This window comes from Pseudorhodoferax soli, assembly GCF_003337555.1.
GTDB lineage: Bacteria > Pseudomonadota > Gammaproteobacteria > Burkholderiales > Burkholderiaceae_C > Pseudorhodoferax > Pseudorhodoferax soli.
Genome location: NZ_QPJK01000001.1, coordinates 627621 through 641503, shown reverse-complemented (window position 1 = coordinate 641503; position 13883 = coordinate 627621). Strand labels below are relative to the sequence as shown.

The 13883-nt window shown below is 68.3% G+C and carries 11 protein-coding genes; 7 read left to right on the top strand and 4 right to left on the bottom strand.

All coding sequences use genetic code 11. From position 1 onward, the window contains the following. The first annotated feature begins 113 nt into the window (after positions 1–113). The 4 genes from tfpB to DES41_RS02850 all read left to right on the top strand — a co-directional run bounded on the left by tfpB (position 114) and on the right by DES41_RS02850 (position 4929). Positions 114–1892 carry a type IV pilus assembly ATPase TfpB gene (gene tfpB / locus DES41_RS02865; protein WP_114465752.1) on the top strand — a complete coding sequence of 593 codons (1779 nt, stop codon included), beginning with the start codon at positions 114–116 and terminating at the stop codon, positions 1890–1892. Positions 1893–2029: 137 nt separating this feature from the next. Beyond that, positions 2030–2518 carry a tripartite tricarboxylate transporter TctB family protein gene (locus DES41_RS02860; protein WP_114465751.1) on the top strand — a complete coding sequence of 163 codons (489 nt, stop codon included), beginning with the start codon at positions 2030–2032 and terminating at the stop codon, positions 2516–2518. 10 nt (positions 2519–2528) lie between these two features. Next, a complete protein-coding gene (locus tag DES41_RS02855; protein ID WP_114465749.1) occupies positions 2529–4040 on the top strand; it encodes a tripartite tricarboxylate transporter permease in 1512 nt (503 codons plus the stop codon). 91 nt (positions 4041–4131) lie between these two features. Next, positions 4132–4929, top strand: a complete 798-nt coding sequence (locus tag DES41_RS02850) for an SDR family oxidoreductase (RefSeq protein WP_114465748.1) — start codon at positions 4132–4134, stop codon at positions 4927–4929. A 13-nt stretch (positions 4930–4942) separates the two neighbouring features. On the opposite strand, the gene DES41_RS02845 is transcribed toward DES41_RS02850, so the two are convergent. Beyond that, positions 4943–5860, bottom strand: a complete 918-nt coding sequence (locus DES41_RS02845) for a DMT family transporter (protein WP_114465746.1) — start codon at positions 5858–5860, stop codon at positions 4943–4945. A gap of 71 nt (positions 5861–5931) precedes the next feature. On the opposite strand from DES41_RS02845, the gene DES41_RS02840 reads away from it, so the two are divergent. The 3 genes from DES41_RS02840 (at position 5932) to DES41_RS02830 (ending at position 8820) form a co-directional block, all read left to right on the top strand. Then, positions 5932–6924: a quinone oxidoreductase family protein gene (locus tag DES41_RS02840; RefSeq protein WP_114465744.1), complete on the top strand. Its 993-nt coding sequence runs from the start codon at positions 5932–5934 to the stop codon at positions 6922–6924. Then, positions 6921–7724 carry an NUDIX hydrolase gene (locus DES41_RS02835; RefSeq protein ID WP_114465742.1) on the top strand — a complete coding sequence of 268 codons (804 nt, stop codon included), beginning with the start codon at positions 6921–6923 and terminating at the stop codon, positions 7722–7724. The genes DES41_RS02840 and DES41_RS02835 overlap by 4 nt, the downstream gene beginning before the upstream one ends. 187 nt (positions 7725–7911) lie before the next feature. Continuing rightward, positions 7912–8820: a diguanylate cyclase gene (locus tag DES41_RS02830; RefSeq protein ID WP_114465741.1), complete on the top strand. Its 909-nt coding sequence runs from the start codon at positions 7912–7914 to the stop codon at positions 8818–8820. On the opposite strand, the gene DES41_RS02825 is transcribed toward DES41_RS02830, so the two are convergent. From DES41_RS02825 to ileS, 3 genes are read right to left on the bottom strand one after another with little or no spacing between them, the layout of a single operon-like run. Then, positions 8821–10485 carry a Na/Pi cotransporter family protein gene (locus DES41_RS02825; protein ID WP_114465739.1) on the bottom strand — a complete coding sequence of 555 codons (1665 nt, stop codon included), beginning with the start codon at positions 10483–10485 and terminating at the stop codon, positions 8821–8823. A gap of 59 nt (positions 10486–10544) precedes the next feature. Then, the gene (lspA, locus tag DES41_RS02820) at positions 10545–11036 is read right to left on the bottom strand and encodes a signal peptidase II (RefSeq protein ID WP_114465737.1); all 492 of its coding nucleotides are present in this window, start codon (positions 11034–11036) and stop codon (positions 10545–10547) included. Further along, a complete protein-coding gene (gene ileS, locus DES41_RS02815; RefSeq protein WP_114465735.1) occupies positions 11036–13861 on the bottom strand; it encodes an isoleucine--tRNA ligase in 2826 nt (941 codons plus the stop codon). The genes lspA and ileS overlap by 1 nt, the downstream gene beginning before the upstream one ends. Positions 13862–13883: the final 22 nt, after the last annotated feature.

Here is a 13883-nt window from a genome sequence, read left to right as displayed (position 1 = left end):
ATGAGCGCACGCGGCGAGGCGCCCCGCAGCGCGGGGATCGACACCAGCGCGAGGCGCGCCGGCCACCGACCAGCGCGGCCCGTGTTCTCGCGCGATGGAGCGGAGGAGGCCCCATGACCGCCCCCTACGTCGGCCCGCTGACCTGGCGCCTGCTGGTCGACTGGCTGGCCGCCGACGGCGTGATCTCCGCCGACGAACACCGCCGTACTGTGGCGCGCTGCGCCCAGGCCGAGAGTGCCCAGCCGGCCCTGGTGCGGCTGGCCAGCGTGGCCATGGCGCGGGCGCGCGATGGCAAGCCGCTGGACATCGAGATGCTGGCCGAATGGCTGGCCGGCCGCGCCGGCCTGCCGTACCAGCGCATCGACCCGCTCAAGGTCGATGTGGGCAAGGTCGCCGACACCATGAGCGCCGTCTACGCCGAGCGCCACAAGGTGTTGCCCCTGCAGGTGGGCGCGACAGAGGTCACCGTGGCCACGGCCGAGCCCTTCGTCAGCGACTGGGTGCCCGAGGTCGAGCGCCAGTCGCGCCGCAGCGTGCGCCGCGTGGTCGCCAATCCGCTGGACATCCAGCGCTACACGGCCGAGTTCTTTGCGCTGGCCAGATCGGTGCGCGCTGCGCAGAAGGCCGGCGGCAGCGCCGGGTTGGCCAGCTTCGAGCAGCTCGTCGAGCTCGGCAAATCCAACAAGACGCTGGACGCCAACGACCAAGGCGTGGTGCAGCTGGTGGACTGGCTCTGGCAATACGCCTTCAACCAGCGTGCCAGCGACATCCACCTGGAGCCGCGGCGCGAGCAGGGCGTGATCCGTTTCCGCATCGACGGCGTGCTGCACCCGGTCTACCAGATGCCCATGGGCGTCATGAATGCCGTGGTGGCCCGGGTCAAGCTGCTGGGCCGCATGGACGTGGTGGAGAAGCGCCGGCCGCAGGACGGCCGCATCAAGACGCGCAACCCCCGGGGCGACGAGATCGAGATGCGCCTGTCCACGCTGCCCACGGCCTTCGGCGAGAAGATGGTGATGCGCATCTTCGACCCCGACACGGCCGTCAAGGATCTGGACGCGCTGGGCTTCTCGCCGCACGACGCCACACGCTGGGAGGCGCTGGTGCGCCAGCCGCATGGCGTGGTCCTGGTCACTGGGCCCACCGGTTCGGGCAAGACCACCACGCTGTACTCCACGCTCAAGCGCGTGGCGACCGAGGCGCTCAACGTCAGCACCATCGAAGACCCGATCGAAATGATCGAGCCGGCCTTCAACCAGACCCAGGTGCAGCCGCAGCTGGACTTCGATTTCGCCGAGGGCCTGCGTGCGCTCATGCGCCAGGATCCGGACGTGATCATGGTCGGCGAGATCCGCGACCTGCAGACGGCCGAGATGGCGATCCAGTCGGCGCTGACAGGCCACTTGGTGTTCTCCACGCTGCACACCAACGACGCCCCGGCCGCGCTGACCCGGCTCATGGAACTGGGCGTGCCGGCCTACCTGCTCAACGCCACTGTGCTGGGCGTGCTTGCGCAGCGCCTGGTGCGCGTGCTGTGCCGGCACTGCCGCGCGCCCGACGAAAGCACCACGGCCGAGACGCTGAACCGCGTGATCCAGCCCTGGCGCATCAACGGCGCCTGCACGCCGTACAAGCCAGTCGGCTGCCTGGAGTGCCGCATGACCGGCTTCATGGGCCGCATGGGTCTGTACGAGCTGCTGACCGTCAGCGAGAGCTTCAAGGACAAGCTCGCCCAGGGCGGCGGCCAGCCCTCGGCATTGCGCCGCCAGGCGCTGGTGGACGGCATGCGGCCGCTGCGCCTGGCCGGGGCGCTGCGCGTGGCCGAAGGGCTGACCACCATGGCCGAAGTGCTCAGCGCCACGCCACCACTGGAGGCGCCGCCGACGGCGTGACCGTCCGTCACACAGGCCGTCGCTGCGCCGCCAATCCGTCAGGCGGACGTCAGCGAGCATGTAGGTGGAATCCACATCTTTTGGCTGTTTGAAAGCACCCACAATCGCGCCACCTTTGGTTTCGAGGAGGCATTTTTGTGAACATCAAAAGTCAGAAAGACTTTTTCTCAGGGCTCATGTTCACCGTTGTCGGTGTCGCGTTCGCCTGGGGCGCGACGACCTACACGGTAGGCAATGGCGCCCGCATGGGGCCGGGCTATTTCCCGCTCATGTTGGGCATCGTCATGGCCATCATCGGCATGATCATCACCTTCACCTCCTTGGTGACCGAGACGCCGGACGGCGACAAGATCGGCAAGTGGGCGTGGAAGCAGGTGGTCTTCATCCTGGGGGCCAACTTCGCCTTCGGCGTGTTGCTCGGCGGCCTGCCCAGCCTGGGCATCCCGGCCATGGGGCTGATCGTGGCGATCTACGCGCTCACCATCATCTCCAGCCTGGCTGGCCATGAGTTCAACCTCAAGGCGGTGCTGATCCTGGCCACGGTGCTGGCGATCGGCAGCTACTTCGCGTTCATCTGGGCTTTGAAGCTCCAGATCCAGGTCTGGCCGACCTTCATCACGGGCTGAGCAAGACACCATGGATCTGATTCACAACCTCTCGCTGGGTTTCGGCGTCGCCTTCACGCTGACCAACCTGCTGTACTGCCTGATCGGCTGTATCTTGGGCACGCTGATCGGTGTGCTGCCCGGCATCGGCCCGGTGGCGACCATCGCCATGCTGCTGCCGGCCACCTACGCGCTGCCGCCTGTGTCCGCACTCATCATGCTGGCTGGCATCTACTACGGCGCGCAATACGGCGGCTCCACCACCGCCATCCTGGTCAACCTGCCGGGCGAATCCTCCTCGGTGGTGACCGTGATCGACGGCTACCAGATGGCGCGCAAGGGGCGGGCGGGGCCTGCGCTGGCTGCTGCCGGCCTGGGCTCGTTCTTCGCAGGCTCGGTCGGTACGCTGATCCTGGCCGCATTCGCGCCGCCGCTGACCGAAGTGGCGTTCAAGTTCGGCCCTGCCGAGTACTTCTCGCTGATGATCCTGGGCCTGATCGGCGCCGTGGTGCTGGCTTCGGGCTCGCTGCTCAAGGCCATCGGCATGATCGTGCTGGGCCTCCTGTTGGGCCTGGTGGGTACCGACGTGAACTCGGGCGTGGCCCGCTTCAGCTTCGACATCCCCGAACTGACCGATGGCATCGGCTTCGTGGCCATCGCCATGGGTGTGTTCGGCTACGGTGAAATCATCACCAACCTGTCCAAGCCGGAAGACGAGCGCGAAGTGTTCACGGGCAAGGTCACGGGCCTGTTCCCGACCAAGGAAGACTTCAAGCGCATGCTGCCGGCCGTGCTGCGCGGCACGGCGCTGGGTGCGGCCCTGGGCATCCTGCCCGGCGGCGGTGCGCTGCTGGCGGCCTTCGCGGCCTACACCATCGAGAAGAAGACCAAGCTGCATCCGGGCGAAGTGCCGTTCGGCAAGGGCAACATCCGCGGTGTGGCGGCGCCCGAGTCGGCCAACAACGCCGGCGCGCAAACGTCCTTCATCCCGCTGCTGACGCTGGGCATTCCGCCCAACGCGGTGATGGCGCTGATGGTGGGTGCCATGACCATCCACAACATCCAGCCGGGCCCGCAGGTGATGACCAGCAACCCCGAGCTGTTCTGGGGCCTGATCGCCTCGATGTGGATCGGCAACGCGATGCTGGTGATCCTGAACCTGCCGCTGATCGGCATGTGGATCAAGCTCCTGACCGTGCCCTACAAGTACCTGTTCCCGTCCATCGTGCTGTTCTGCGCGATCGGCGTGTACTCGACCAACAACAACACCTTCGACATCTGGATGGTGGGCGCCTTCGGCTTCATCGGCTACCTGTTCAACAAGCTCGGGACCGAACCCGCGCCGCTGCTGCTGGGCTTCATCCTGGGGCCGATGATGGAAGAGAACCTGCGCCGTGCGCTGCTGCTTTCGCGCGGCGACTGGAGCGTGTTCGTCACGCGCCCGATCTCGGCTGGCCTGCTGATCGCCGCGGCGATCCTCGTGATCATCGTGCTGCTGCCGGCGGTCAAGAACAAGCGCGAAGAGGCCTTCGTCGAAGACTGACGCTTCGCGCGGCTTTTCACCGGAACGGCGCCTTTGGGCGCCGTTTTTTTTATGATCGGCGCCCGATTCAGGGCAACAAACGGAGAACTCGATGGACTTGGGTATTGCAGGCAAATGGGCGCTGGTGTGTGGCGCGAGCAAGGGTCTGGGCTTCGGCTGCGCGCAGGCGCTGGTGCGCGAAGGCGTGAACGTGTTGATCGTGGCGCGCGGTGCCGAGGCGCTGCAGGCAGCCGAGCGCACGCTGCTGGACGATCCGCAGCGTCCGGCCGCAGCCGAGGTGCGCCACGTGGCCGCGGACATCACAACGCCCGCCGGCCGCGCCGCCGTGTTCGCCGTGCGGCCCGAGTTCGACATCATCGTGACGAATGCCGGCGGCCCGCCGCCCGGCGACTTCCGCGACTGGAACCGCGAGGACTGGGTCAAGGCGCTGGACGCCAACATGCTGACGCCGATCGAACTGATCAAAGGTGCGGTCGACGGCATGGCCGCGCGCGGCTTCGGCCGCATTGTCAACATCACCTCGAGTTCGGTGAAGGCGCCGATCGACGTGCTGGGCCTGTCCAATGGCGCGCGCAGCGGCCTGACCGGCTTCGTCGCGGGCGTGGCGCGCACCACCAAGCTGGCCTCGGCCAACGTGACCATCAACAACCTGTTGCCCGGTGTGTTCGACACCGACCGCATCCGCGCCACCGTGGCCGGCCAGGCCGCCAAGACCGGCAAGCCGGTCGAGGACATCGTCGCTGCGCGCAAGAACAACATCCCGGCGCGGCGCCTGGGCACGCCGGCCGAGTTCGGCGCGATCTGCGCCTTCCTGTGCAGCCAGCACGCCAGCTACATCACGGGCCAGAACATCCTGCCTGACGGCGGCGCCTACCCCGGCACGCACTGAGCCGCAGGCGGGCCTAGGTGCCTGCCGCGCTCCGGCGGGAGGACACCACGATGCCGCCCACGATCAGCGCGAACGCGAATGCGTGGTAAGGCCGTGGCGGCTCGTGCAGCACCAGGCCGGACAGCAGCACCGCGAACAGCGGCGTGAGGTTGGCGAAGAAGCCCGCCGTGCTGGGGCCCACGCGCCGCACGCCTGCGCCCCAGCACAGATAGGCCGTCAGCGAGGGGCCGAGCGCGATGTACAGCAGCGCGCCGGCCAGCGGCCAGCCCCAGGCCGTGGCCACGGGCGCCATCCACAGCGCCTCGCCCAGCGCGAAGGCTCCGGCCCAGGGCAGGCCGAACACCACCTGCGCCATCAGGAAGCCGGCCCAGTGCGCACGCAGCGAGGCGGGGTAGCCGGGCCGTGTCAGCAGCCAGCTGTAGGCGGCCCAGGCCAGCGTGGCGGCCAGCATGTACAGGTCGCCCGGCACCAGGCGCAGCTGCAGCAGCTGCTGCGCTTCGCCACGGGCCAGCACCACCAGCACGCCGGCGACCGACAACGCCGCGCCCAGCAACTGCAGGCGCGAGACCGGGGCACCGAACAGCAGGCCGATGGCCAGCATCCAGACCGGCAGGCTGGAGCCCACCAGCGTCACGTTGATGGGCGTGGAGGTTTGCAGCGCCAGATACTGCAGCGCGTTGTAGCAGCCCACGCTGAGCAGGCCGAGCAGCAGCAAGCCACGGCGGTGCTCCCACAGGCCGGAGCCGCGGCGCAGCACGGCTGCGGCCAGCGGCAGCAGCAGTGCGAACACCAGCACCCAGCGCAGGAAGTTCAACAGGACAGGCGGAATCATGCCGGCCACCAGCCGGCCGACGATGGCGTTGCTGGCCCACATCAAGGGGGGCAGTGTGAGCAGGGCGACCGTGGAAGGCGTCAGGCGTTGCGAAGGCATTGAAGCGACTGTAACAACGCGCCATCGCTGCTAGCATCCGCCGCTTCGATTGCAGCGCACGAGAGGAAGACATGACGACGACAAGCAAGGCCATCCGCATCGACCGCCACGGCGGCGCCGAGGAAATGCAACTGGTGCAGGTGGAAGTGGGCGAGCCCGGCCCGGGCGAGATCCGCATCCGCCACAAGGCCATCGGCCTGAACTTCATCGACGTCTACCAGCGCAGCGGCCTGTACCAGCTGCCCATGCCGCTGCAACTGGGCATGGAGGCCTCGGGCATCGTCGAGGCCGTCGGTGCCGGCGTCACGCACCTCGCGGCGGGTGACCGGGCTGCCTACGCGAGCCAGCCTCCCGGCAGCTACAGCGAGCTGCGCGTGATGCCGGCGAAGAACGTGTGCAAGCTGCCCGACGGCATCGACTTCGAGACCGGCGCGGCCATGATGCTCAAGGGCCTCACGGCCCAGTACCTGCTCAAGAAGACGCTGCCCCAGGGCGGCCTGCAGCGCGGCGACCATGTGCTGTTCCATGCCGCGGCCGGCGGCGTGGGCCTGATCGCCTGCCAATGGGCACGTGCCATGGGCCTGGAGCTGATCGGCACGGCCGGCTCGCCCGAGAAGTGCCAGCTGGCCCTGGCCCATGGCGCGGCCCATGCCATCGATTACAAGCGCGAGGACTTCCTGGCCCGCGTCAAGGAGATCACGGGTGGCAAGGGTGTCAAGGTGGTGTACGACTCCATCGGCAAGGACACCTTCGACAAGTCCCTGGACTGCCTGCAGCCCTTCGGCCTCATGGCCAGCTTCGGCAATGCGTCCGGTCCGGTGCCGCCGTTCCCGCCAGGCTTGCTGGGCACCAAGGGCTCGCTGTATCTGACGCGGGCCACGCTGTTCACGCACATCGCCACGCGCGAGAGCAACCAGGCCATGGCCGATGACCTGTTCGACGTGGTGCTGCGCGGCGACGTGAAGATCCGCATCGACCAGCGCTACCCCCTGGAGCAGGTGCAGCAGGCGCACCGCGACCTGGAGGCACGCAAGACCACCGGCTGCACCATCCTGACCTTGTGAACGCGCTGGCGCTGGACCCGGCCTGGTGCGCGGCGTTGCAGTCGCGCGCGCACCAGGCGCCACAGGCCCCGCGCGTGCCGCTGCTGTGGCAGGAGCGCGAGATCGGCAGCATCGAGCCGGCGCTTCCGCTGGCGCTGGGCTGCCTGGCGGCGGCCGACGGCACGGCGCTGCTGTGCCGCGAGGGCGTCGCCTACTGCGTGCGCGGCGCGCTGGGCGACAGCCTGGAGCGGCTGGCACGGGCATTGCGCGCCGCCGGCCTGGCCCATGCCTGGCGTGACGAGCAACTGGCCGTCTGCGATGTGCACGGCGTGCCGCTGGCCAGCGTGGAACGTGCCGTGGTGCGCGTGCTTGGCATCGCGACCCGCGCCGTGCACCTGGTCGGCTTCGACGAACGCGGCCATGTCTGGCTGCAGCAGCGTGCGTTCGATAAGGCCAACGATCCCGGCATGTGGGACACGCTGATGGGCGGCATGGTCGCCGCGGGCGACACGCTGGACACCGCGCTGGAACGGGAGACCTGGGAAGAGGCCGGCTTGCACCTGGAGGCCTTGCAGGACCTCTACCAGGCGGGCTGGGTGCACCAGCGCCGGCCCGCTGGTGACGGCACGCGCCATGGCTACCTGGTCGAGGACATCGCATGGAGCCGTTGCGTGCTGCCCGACGGCGTTGTGCCCAGCAACCAGGATGGCGAGGTGGCGCGCTTCGAATGCGTGCCGCCTGAGGAGGTGGTGGCCCGGTTGCAGCAGGGCCTGTTCACCGACGAGGCCGCGCTGATCCTGCTCCAAGCACTGCGCGAATAGACCGGCTGCTGTCCACATCCGGTTGCGGCGCCGCGTTGCGTCTCTCGATGGCGCCGTGACTGCTGTATGCATTTCTATTGGCTGGGATGCCGGTGGGCAGCTGGCGCAGCGGATACGATGTGGGTGCAGTACCGGCTCCCCGGGCTGGATGCGATGGGCATGGGGAGTCTGCACAAGGGGGCACCACATGGATTCGAACGTGCGGCAGACCGTCCTGGTCGTGGACGACTCGGCGCTGAACCGCCAGATGCTGACCGACCTGCTGCGATCGGACTACGCCGTCATCTCTGCGCGCAACGGCGAACAGGGGCTGGAGCTGGCGCGCCAGCACCAACCCGACCTCATCCTGCTCGATGTGGTGATGCCGGGGCTGGACGGCCATGAGGTGCTGCGCCTGCTCAAGGCCGATGGGCGCACCGCGGTGATCGGCGTGATCTTCATCACCGGCCTGGATTCAGCGGCCGAGGAGGAGCGCGGCCTGCGCGCCGGCGCATCCGACTACGTCGTCAAGCCGTTCCACGCCGCGGTCGTGCGCGCCCGCGTGGCCTTGCATCTGCAGCTGGCCCGCCAGCGCCGCCTGCTGGAGCAACTGGCCCGCATCGACGGCCTGACCGAGATTCCGAACCGCCGCCATTTCGACGGCATGCTGGCGCAGGAGACGGCGCGGGCCAGCCGCGGCGGCGTGGGGCTGGCGCTGGTCCTGCTCGATGTCGATTGCTTCAAGCAGTACAACGACCACTATGGGCATGCCAAGGGCGACCGGGCGCTGCAGTCCATCGCCCGCGTGCTGCAGGCCGGCCTGCGCCGCCCTGCGGACCTGGCAGCGCGCTACGGTGGCGAGGAGTTCGTGCTGCTGATGCCCGATACGGACCTCGACGGCGCGGCGGGGCGCGCCGAGCGCCTGCGCGAGGCCGTCGAGCAGCTGGGGCTGCCCCATGCCTGGTCGGATGCCGCGCCCTGCGTGACGGTCAGCATGGGCATCGCGCACGCGGCGCGCTCCGAGGATCTGTCGGGCGCCGCGCTGCTGCTGCAGGCCGACCGCCGCCTCTACGTCGCCAAGCGCACCGGCCGCAACCGGGTCGTTGCCGAAGGCTGATCAGCCCAGTTCGTCGAACTTGGATTCGCGGATGCGGCTGGGCGCCAGCGCCCCGGCCGAATCCAGGATGGGGTAGGCGATCGAGCAGATGTGCGAGTTGATGCGCTTGAGCTCGGACAGCAGGTCGATGTGCAGCGAACTGGTCTCGATGCTGGACACGGTCTTGTCGGTCAGCCGGGCCAGGTGGGTGCGCGAGTAGGCGCGTTCGAGGTCGCGAAAGCGCGCCTTCTCTTCGAGCAGCTTGCGCGCATCGTGCACCGTGCCGTTCAGGAACACGCTCATGCCCAGCCGCAGGTTGGACAGCAGCCGCTCGTGCAGTTCGCGGATCTCTGCCATGCCGGCCTCGGAGAAGCTGCGGCCCGGGCGGATCTTCTTGTCCTCGATGTCGATCAGCACGCGCTCGATGGTGTCGCCGATGTGCTCCATGTTGATCGTGAAGCTGATGATGTCCGTCCAGCGCCGGCTCTCCTCTTCACCCAGCGCCTCGCGCGAGATCTCGGTCAGGTAGTACTTGATCGAGGAGTACAGCTGGTCCACCGTGTCGTCGAGCTTGCGCAGGTCTTCGGCCAGGCGCAGGTCGTTGCGCACGATCACGTCGAGCACGCCGCGCAGCATGGTCTCCACCACGTCGGCCTGGTGCAGCGCCTCGCGCGCCGCGCAGGAGATCGCCAGCGAGGGCGTTGCCAGGGCCGAGGGGTCCAGGTGCCGGGGGCGCTCCAGCGGCCCGCCCTGGCCGCGCGGCTGGCGCGGCAGCCAGCGCTCCACGCCGCGCCCGATCCACTGCGTGAGCCCGATGAAGACGATGGCCACGGCGACATTGAAGGCCAGGTGGAACAGCACCACCTGCGTGGCCGTGTCGGCGATGTAGGGGCGCACCGCCGGCAGCCACAGCCCGACGCAGGGGGCGGCCAGCACCACGCCGAGCAGCTTGAACACCAGGTTGCCGAGCGGTACCTGGCGCGCCTCGACGGTCGAGCGCAGCGTGGTCAGCACGGCCAGTGCGCCGCTGCCCAGGTTGGCGCCCAGCACCAGGCCCAGCGCCACCTCGGCCGGCACCACGCCAGAGGCGGCGAGCGTGGCCGTCAGCAGCACGATGGCAAGGCTGGAATACGAGATCACGGCCAGCAGCGCGCCGACCGTGATTTCCAGCATGAGATCGCTGGACAAGGAACCCAGCAAGGACTTGATCGCGGGTGCCTGCGTCAGCACGGCCGTGGAGGCCGTGACCAGGCGCAGCGCCAGCAGCATGAGGCCCAGGCCGATCAGCACGCGGCCGAAGCGGCCCACGTTGGTGGACTGGCGTGCGATGAACAGCACCACGCCGACGAAGATCAGGAGTGGCGAGAGCCAGGACAGGTCGAACGAGAACACCACGGCCATGAGGCTGGTGCCCACGTCGGCGCCCAGCATCACCGCCAGTGCGGCGGGCAATGCCACCAGGCCCTGGCCGACGAAGGAGGAGACGATGAGGGCAGTGGCCGTGCTCGACTGCACGAGGGCCGTGACACCCAGGCCTGAAGCGAAGGCCGAGAAGCGGCTGGACAGGCTCATCGACAGCGCGCTGCGCAGGTTGGCGCCGAACACGCGCAGGATGCCGGTGCGCACCATGTGCGTACCCCAGACGAGCAGCGCGATGGCCGCCAACAGATTCAGCAGATGCTTCATGAATGTGCAGACGACTATACGCTGCACGGCGCTGTGGCCTGGTGGCCACAGCCGGTGCTTCAGCGGCCGCGCCGCATGCGCCGCAGCTCGTCCAGGATCAACAGCACGGCACCGACCGTGATGCCGCTGTCCGCGATGTTGAAGGCCGGGAAATGCCAGCCGGCCCAGTGGAAGTCCAGGAAGTCGACCACGTAGCCGTGCTGCAGCCGGTCGACCACGTTGCCGATGGCGCCGCCCAGGATCAGCGTCAGCGCGAACGAGAACAGCCGCTGGCCCGCATGCGCGCGCAGCAGCCAGACGATGAACACCGCCGCGCCCACGCCGATGGCCGTGAAGAACCAGCGCTGCCAGCCCGAGGCGCCGGCCAGGAACGAGAAGGCCGCGCCCGGGTTGTGCGCCCGCACGATGTTGAAGAAGCTGGTGATGGGCGTGGCATCGCCGTGCTGGTAGTGGTCCAGGATCCACTGCTTGGTCCACTGGTCGGCCACGAAGATCGCGGCCGCCAGCAGCAGCCAGGGCCACCAGCGCGGGCGTGCGCTGCCGGACGCCATCAGGCGAAGGTCCGGGTTTCGCCGGCGCCGAACAGGTTGTCCGTGCAGCGGCCGCACAGCGTGGGATGCGCCGGGTCGCTGCCCACGTCGGCGCGGTAGTGCCAGCAGCGCTCGCACTTGGTGTCCGCCGAAGCTGTGACCTGCACGGCGAGCTCGGCGCCCGGCTGCAAGTCGGCCTTGGAAGTGATCAGCACGAAGCGCAGGTCTTCGCCCAGCGCGGCCAGCACGGCGTGGTCATCCGCCGCGGCCGACAGCACCACGTTGGCCTGCAGGGAGGAACCGACGGCACCCGTGGTGCGGACGGCCTCGATCTCCTTGTTGACCGCATCGCGCACATTGCGGATGCGCGACCACTTGGCCAGCAGCGCCTCGTCGGGCGGGGGCAGGGCGCTGTAGGTCTCCATGAAGATGGAGTCCGACGTGCCGACCAGCTTCCAGGCCTCTTCTGCCGTGAAGGAGAGGAATGGCGCCATCCAGCGCAGCATGGCCTGGGTGATCTGCCACAGAGCCGTCTGCGCGCTGCGGCGCGCCAGCGAGCCAGCGGCCGTGGTGTACAGGCGGTCCTTCAGGACGTCGAGGTAGAACGCACCCAGGTCTTCCGAGCAGTAGACCTGCAGCTTGGCGACGACCGGATGGAATTCGTACACCTTGTAGTGCGCCAGGATCTCGGCCTGGAACTGCGCGGCGCGCGCCAGCGCGTAGCGGTCGATCTCCAGCAGTTGGTCAGCCGGCACGGCGTCCTTGGCCGGGTCGAAGTCGCTGGTGTTGGCCAGCAGGAAGCGCAGGGTGTTGCGGATGCGGCGGTAGGCGTCGACCACGCGCGCGAGGATCTTGTCGTCGCCGGCGATGTCACCCGAGTAGTCGCTGGCGGCCACCCACAGGCGGATGATCTCTGCGCCCAGCTTCTTGTTGACCTCTTGCGGGTCGATGCCATTGCCGAGCGACTTGCTCATCTTGCGGCCCTGGCTGTCCACCGTGAAGCCGTGCGTGAGCAGGCCACGGTAAGGCGCGCGGCCTTCCAGCGCACTGGCCAGCAGCAGCGAACTGTGGAACCAGCCGCGGTGCTGGTCGTGGCCTTCCAGGTACAGGTCGGCCTCGGGGCCTTCGGTGTGAAAGCCCGGCGCGTGCGTGCCGCGCAGCACGTGCCAGAAGGTCGAGCCTGAGTCGAACCAGACCTCCAGGATGTCGGTGCTCTTGGTGTACTGGGCCGCGTCGGCGCCCAGGATCTCCTCGGTCGTCACGCGGCTCCAGGCCTCGATGCCGCCTTTCTCGACGATGTCGGCGGCCTGGTCCAGGATCTCCATGGTGCGCGGGTGCAGATCGCCCGAATCCTTGTGCAGGAAGAACGGGATCGGCACGCCCCAGCTGCGCTGACGCGAGATGCACCAGTCGGGCCGGTTGGCGATCATGTCGTGCAGGCGCGCTTTGCCGTTCTCGGGGTAGAAGCTGGTCTGCTCGATGGCGGCCAGCGCGGTCTGGCGCAGCGTCTGCGGGGCCTTGTCCTTGGTGAACACGCCTTCGCCCTCGTCCATGCGGATGAACCACTGCGCGGCGGCGCGGTAGATCACGGGCGTCTTGTGGCGCCAGCAGTGCGGGTAGCTGTGCGTGATGGTCTCGGTGGCCAGCAGGCGGCCGGCGGCCTTCAGCGCGTCCAGGATGACGGGCACGGCCTTCCAGATGTGCTGCCCGCCGAACAGCGGGAAGTCGTCGGCATAGGCACCATTGCCCTGCACCGGGTTCAGGATGTCCTCGTTGCGCACGCCGTGCGCGGTGCAGGAGTTGTAGTCCTCCAGACCATAGGCCGGCGCGGAATGCACGATGCCGGTGCCGTCGTCGGCCGTGGCGTAGTCGGCCAGGTACACAGGCGCCAGGCGGCGGTATCCCGGGTCCACGTCGTACAGCGGGTGTTCGAAGTCGAGGCCACCGAGCTTTTCGCCTTTGGTTGTCGCCAGCACCTGGCCTTGCAGGCCGTAGCGCGCCATGCATTTGTCGACCAGCGAGGCGGCCAGCACCAGCAGGCCGCGCTCGGTGTCGACCAACGCGTACTCGAGCTCGGGATTCAGGTTCAGCGCCTGGTTGGCCGGGATGGTCCAGGCCGTCGTGGTCCAGATCACCACGAAGGCATCTTTGTCCAGCGCGGGCAGGCCGAAGGCGGCAGCCAGCGCAGCCGGGTCGTGCGCCTTGAAGGCCACGTCCAGCGTCTGGCTCTTCTTGTCGGCGTACTCGATCTCGAACTCGGCGAGCGACGAGCCGCAGTCGAAGCACCAGTACACGGGCTTCAAGCCCCGGTAGACGAAGCCGCGCTCGATCACACGCTTGAACGCGCGCAACTCGCCTGCCTCGTTGGCGAAGTCCATGGTCTTGTAGGGATGGTCCCATTCACCCAGCACGCCCAGGCGCTGGAAGTCGGCCATCTGCTGGGCGATCTGCTCGGTGGCGAACGCGCGGCTCTTGGCCTGCATGTCGTCGCGACTGAGCTTGCGGCCGAATTTCTTCTCGATGGCGTTCTCGATCGGCAGGCCATGGCAGTCCCAGCCCGGCACGTAGAGTGCGTCGAAGCCCTCCAGCTGGCGCGCCTTGACGATCATGTCCTTCAGGATCTTGTTGACCGCGTGGCCCATGTGGATCTGGCCGTTGGCATAGGGCGGGCCGTCGTGCAGGATGAACTTGGGCTTGCCGGCGCGCGCCGCGCGCAGCCGCTTGTACAGGCCTTGCTCGTTCCAGTCCTTGACCCAGCCCGGCTCGCGTTTGGGCAGGTCGCCACGCATGGGGAACGGCGTGTCGGGCAGGTTCAGGGTACTGCGGTAGTCGGTGGTGTCGGTCATGGTGCGGGCAGGGCGTCGTCGG